This window comes from Delftia sp. ZNC0008, assembly GCF_000799035.1.
Classification (GTDB): Bacteria; Pseudomonadota; Gammaproteobacteria; order Burkholderiales; family Burkholderiaceae_C; genus Comamonas; species Comamonas tsuruhatensis.
Genome location: NZ_JTKZ01000203.1, coordinates 1 through 4,310 on the forward strand (window position 1 = coordinate 1; position 4,310 = coordinate 4,310).

Annotated in this window: 4 protein-coding genes; all 4 read left to right on the forward strand. The window is 68.4% G+C overall.

The genetic code is table 11. The annotated features are described in order from the left end of the window. The first annotated feature begins 138 nt into the window (after window positions 1-138). The gene (locus L995_RS06675) at window positions 139-1,857 is read left to right on the forward strand and encodes an FMN-binding glutamate synthase family protein (protein WP_047470434.1); all 1,719 of its coding nucleotides are present in this window, start codon (window positions 139-141) and stop codon (window positions 1,855-1,857) included. A gap of 88 nt (window positions 1,858-1,945) precedes the next feature. After that, complete coding sequence (locus tag L995_RS06680) at window positions 1,946-2,224, forward strand: hypothetical protein (RefSeq protein ID WP_016448165.1); 279 nt, start codon at window positions 1,946-1,948, stop codon at window positions 2,222-2,224. 16 nt (window positions 2,225-2,240) lie between these two features. Next, window positions 2,241-3,914, forward strand: a complete 1,674-nt coding sequence (locus L995_RS06685) for a PepSY-associated TM helix domain-containing protein (protein WP_047470436.1) — start codon at window positions 2,241-2,243, stop codon at window positions 3,912-3,914. Then, window positions 3,907-4,224, forward strand: coding sequence for a DUF3325 domain-containing protein (locus L995_RS06690; RefSeq protein WP_046984647.1), 318 nt, complete (start codon window positions 3,907-3,909; stop codon window positions 4,222-4,224). The genes L995_RS06685 and L995_RS06690 overlap by 8 nt, the downstream gene beginning before the upstream one ends. Window positions 4,225-4,310 lie beyond the last annotated feature (86 nt).

The window sequence follows — 4,310 nt, forward strand, 5'->3', positions numbered from 1 at the left end:
CCTGCGGCCGCGCAGGCAACGGGCGCCGGCGCCCGGCCGCGCCAGGGCTGACGCGGATCGTGGGTTAACCTTGTGCACAGCGCGCCCTTGAAGGCGCGGCATGCACAAGATCGTCAACTCGTTCCGAGGACCCACGCCATGTCAACGTCTGCATCTCCCGTTCATCGCCTGCCCGCATGGGTGCCGCTGCGCTACACCACGTTCTGCCTGAGCCTGGTCGGCAGCGCGGGGCTGCTGGTGGCGGCGCTGGTGTGGGGAGGGCTGTGGTGGTGGCTGGGCTTCGGCGTGTGCGCCGCGCTGGCGCTGCTGGGCGTGCGCGACATGACCCAGGTGCGCCATTCGGTGCTGCGCAACTACCCCATCATCGGCCACCTGCGGTTCCTGCTGGAGTTCATCCGGCCCGAGATGCGGCAGTACTTCATCGAGTCCGACCATGAGGCGCTGCCGTTCTCGCGCGCCCAGCGCTCCCTGGTCTACCAGCGCGCCAAGGGCGACCCGGACAGCCGCCCGCTGGGCACGCAGCTCAATGTCACGGCCCAGGGCTATGAGTGGGTGAACCATTCCATGCAGCCCACCAAGCTGGCCTCGCATGATTTCCGCATCACCATCGGCTGCGCCGATGAAGGTGCCTCGCCCTGCACCCAGCCCTACAGCGCCAGCATCTTCAACATCTCGGCCATGAGCTTCGGCGCGCTGTCGGCCAATGCCATCCTGGCGCTGAACAAGGGCGCGAAGATGGGCGGATTTGCGCACGACACGGGCGAGGGCTCCATCAGCCAGCACCACCGCGTGCACGGCGGCGACCTGATCTGGGAGGTGGCCTCGGGCTACTTCGGCTGCCGCAACGACGATGGCACGTTCAGCGAAGAGAAGTTCATCGCCAATGCCACCGACCCGCAGGTCAAGCTCATCGAGATCAAGCTCAGCCAGGGCGCCAAGCCCGGCCACGGCGGCATGCTGCTGGGCGCCAAGGTCACCCCCGAGATCGCCGCCGCGCGCGGCGTGCCCGTGGGCGTGGACTGCATCAGCCCCTCCAGCCACAGCGCCTTCAGGACGCCGGTGGAGATGATGCATTTCATCGCCCGCCTGCGCGAGAAGTCGGGCGGCAAGCCCACGGGCTTCAAGTTCTGCGTGGGCCATCCCTGGGAGTGGTTCGCCATCGTCAAGGCCATGCAGGAGACGGACATCACGCCGGACTTCATCGTGGTCGATGGCGCCGAGGGCGGCACGGGCGCGGCGCCCGTGGAGTTCACCGACCACGTGGGCGTGCCGCTGCAGGAAGGCCTGCTGCTGGTGCACAACACGCTGATCGGCGTGGGCCTGCGCCACCGCATCAAGATCGGCGCGGCCGGCAAGGTGATCACGGCCTTCGACATCGCGCGCATGATGGCGCTGGGCGCCGACTGGTGCAACGCCGGGCGCGGCTTCATGATGGCCCTGGGCTGCATCCAGGCGCAGAACTGCCACACCGGCCACTGCCCCACGGGCGTGGCCACGCAGGACGCGGTGCGCCAGAAGGCCCTGGTCGTGCCCGACAAGGCCACGCGCGTGGCCAACTTCCATGACAAGACCCTGCATGCGCTGCAGGAGCTGGTGCAGGCGGCGGGCCTGGAGCACCCCTGCGACATCACGGCCCACCACATCGTGCGGCGCATCTCCGACACCGAGGTGCGCCAGCTCGCCAACCTGGTCCTGCGCGTGGAGCCCGGCGCTCTGCTGGGGCCGCTGGACAAGCAGCACAACGTGTTCAAGCTCTACTGGCCGGGCGCGCGCGCGGATACCTTCCAGTTCGTGCCGCCCACGCTCAAGCCTTCGGCACCGCAGGCCAAGGCGCAGGCGGCAGGCCAGCCCGCATAGGGACACCACGGCCGATCACGGGTTTTGACGGCGCTCGGGGATAATGCGCCCCGAGCACTTTGGTCCACGACTGTATTTTTCTTTGTAAATGAAAACTATTTTGGTTCGCATTGCAGCTGCCGTCTTCGGCGGCTATGCCTTCACCTGGGGCTTCATCGCCCTGGGCGTGGCGCTGATGTTTGCCGCCGGAATGGAGTTCCACGATGCCGAGCATCTGGGCTACATCCTCGGCTTCCTGGTGTTTCTGACGGTGTTCCTCTGGGCCTTTGCGGCGCAGAGCCTCCCGCGCGTCTGGGCCGTGCTGGCCGGCGGCGGCATTGTCATGACCGGTTGCGCATCGCTGCTCCAGCAGATGCTGCTGCCCTGAATCCGGAGAACGCCCCATGTTCCAGAACTTCCGCCTCTCCATGGCCTGGCTGCACACCTGGTTCGGGCTTGCGCTCGGCTTCGTGCTCATGGCCGCCTTCTTCTTCGGCGCGCTGTCGGTGTTCGACCGCGAGATCGACCGCTGGGCCATCCCGGCCGCGCGCTTCGAGCCCACGCCCATGCCCTCGTACGACCAGATCCTCAAGCCGGTCTTCGAGTCCATGCAGCCCAACGCCCAGGCGCGCGATGCCATGCGCGGCGAGGTCAACGGCCCGCTGCCCGAGCGCTTCGACACGCCCCAGCGCTGGGGCGCCTACACCACCCACCGCGATCCCGTGCTGGGCCTGTTCGCCGGCTACGAGGTGCCCAACGCCAAGAAGCCCGAGACCCTGATCTGGGCCATGCGCACCATCGACCCGCGCAATGGCGAATCCCTGCCGGACGACCACCTCAAGATCGGCAGCCAGTTCTTCTACCCGCTGCACTACAGCCTGACGCTCAACTGGATGAACCTTGGCTACTGGATCGTGGGCTTTGCCGCGCTCATCATGCTGGTGGCCCTGGTCAGCGGCGTGGTCATGCACCGCAAGATCTTCCGCGAGCTGTTCACCTTCCGTCCGAAGAAGGCCACGCAGCGCAGCGTGCTGGACCTGCACAACCTCACCGGCGTGGTGGCGCTGCCCTTCCACTTCTTCTTCGCCTTCACGGGCCTGGTGATCTTTGCGGGCATCTACTTCCCCATCACCCATACCCAGCTGGAGCCCCTGCACGAGTTGCACGAGAAGATGGAGGCCGAGGAAACCGGCCTGCCGCACGACCGCGCCGGCGTGGCCGCACCCATGGCCTCGGTGGACGCCATGGTGGCCGAGGCGCAGCGCCGCTGGGCCGCCAAGGGCATGGCCGGCGACGTGGGCTTCCTGTCCGTCACCCATGTGGGCGATGCCAACGGCTACGTCAGCGTCTACCGCGCCGGCACCGACCGCATCGCGCTCACGGGCGAGGGCATCCACTTCAAGGCCAGCACGGGCGCCCTGCTGCGCGAAGATCCTCCGCGCACGGCCGTGGACAGCATCAACACCTTCCTCACCGGCCTGCACCTGCAGCACTTCCGCCACTGGCTGCTGCGCTGGCTGTACGTGCTGGGCGGCCTGGCCGGCTGCGTGTGCATTGCCACCGGCTTTGTCTTCTTCGTGGAAAAGCGCAAGAAGCAGCACGCCAGACAGGGCGTGCAGGGCGCGCGCGTGGTCGATGCCCTGGCCGTCACCACGGTCACCGGCATGCTGGTGGCCACGCTGGGCATGCTGATCGCCAACCGCCTGCTGCCCGAGGCCATGCCCCAGGGCTGGCCGGGCCGGGGCGACATGGAACGCTATTTCTTCTGGGCCACCTGGCTGCTGGCCATGGCGCATGCCTTTGTGCGCAGCGCCCCCGTGGCCCGGGGCCTGCCCAACCCCGCCTGGCGCGAGCAGTGCTGGGCCGTGGCCGCCATGGCCGTCACGGCCGTGCTGCTGAACTGGCTGACCACGGGCGACCACCTGTTCAAGACCCTGGGCGAGGGCTACTGGCCGGTGGCCGGCGTGGACCTGTTCATGCTGGCCAGCGCCGTGCTGGCCGTGGTGGTGGCGCGCAAGCTCAAGACGCGCGCCGCGCCCGCCATGCCCTCGCGCGCTGCGGAGGTGGCCCATGTCTGAGGGGCTGATGGACGCACTGCTGCTGGCCGCCGCCTTTGCGGCGTCGCTGCTGGGCATGGCCTGGTTTGCGCTGGCCAAGGACGTGCACTGGGAGCAGGTGCACGGCGACATGCCCCAGCCCGATGGCAAGGTCAGGCTGCTGCGCTGGCTGGGCGCCTCAGGCCTGGCCGCCTCGCTGGGCCTGTGCCTGGCGGTGGACCATGCCTCCATGGCCTCCCTGGTCTGGATCATGACGCTGGCAGCCGCCGCCCTGGCCATTGCCTTCACGCTGACCTGGCGGCCGCGCTGGCTGCGCTGGCTGCCGGCCTGACGTTTGCGCGGGACCTGCGCCCGCTGCGGGCTCAGGCCTGCCTTTTCCTCATCCTGCGGCTGGCCAGATAGGCCATGCCGCACAAC

Coding starts and splice junctions, on each gene's coding strand:
- L995_RS06675 (WP_047470434.1), top strand. CDS start 139: ATGTCAACGTCTGCATCTCCCGTTCATCGCCTGCCCGCATGGGTGCCG.
- L995_RS06680 (WP_016448165.1), top strand. CDS start 1,946: ATGAAAACTATTTTGGTTCGCATTGCAGCTGCCGTCTTCGGCGGCTAT.
- L995_RS06685 (WP_047470436.1), top strand. CDS start 2,241: ATGTTCCAGAACTTCCGCCTCTCCATGGCCTGGCTGCACACCTGGTTC.
- L995_RS06690 (WP_046984647.1), top strand. CDS start 3,907: ATGTCTGAGGGGCTGATGGACGCACTGCTGCTGGCCGCCGCCTTTGCG.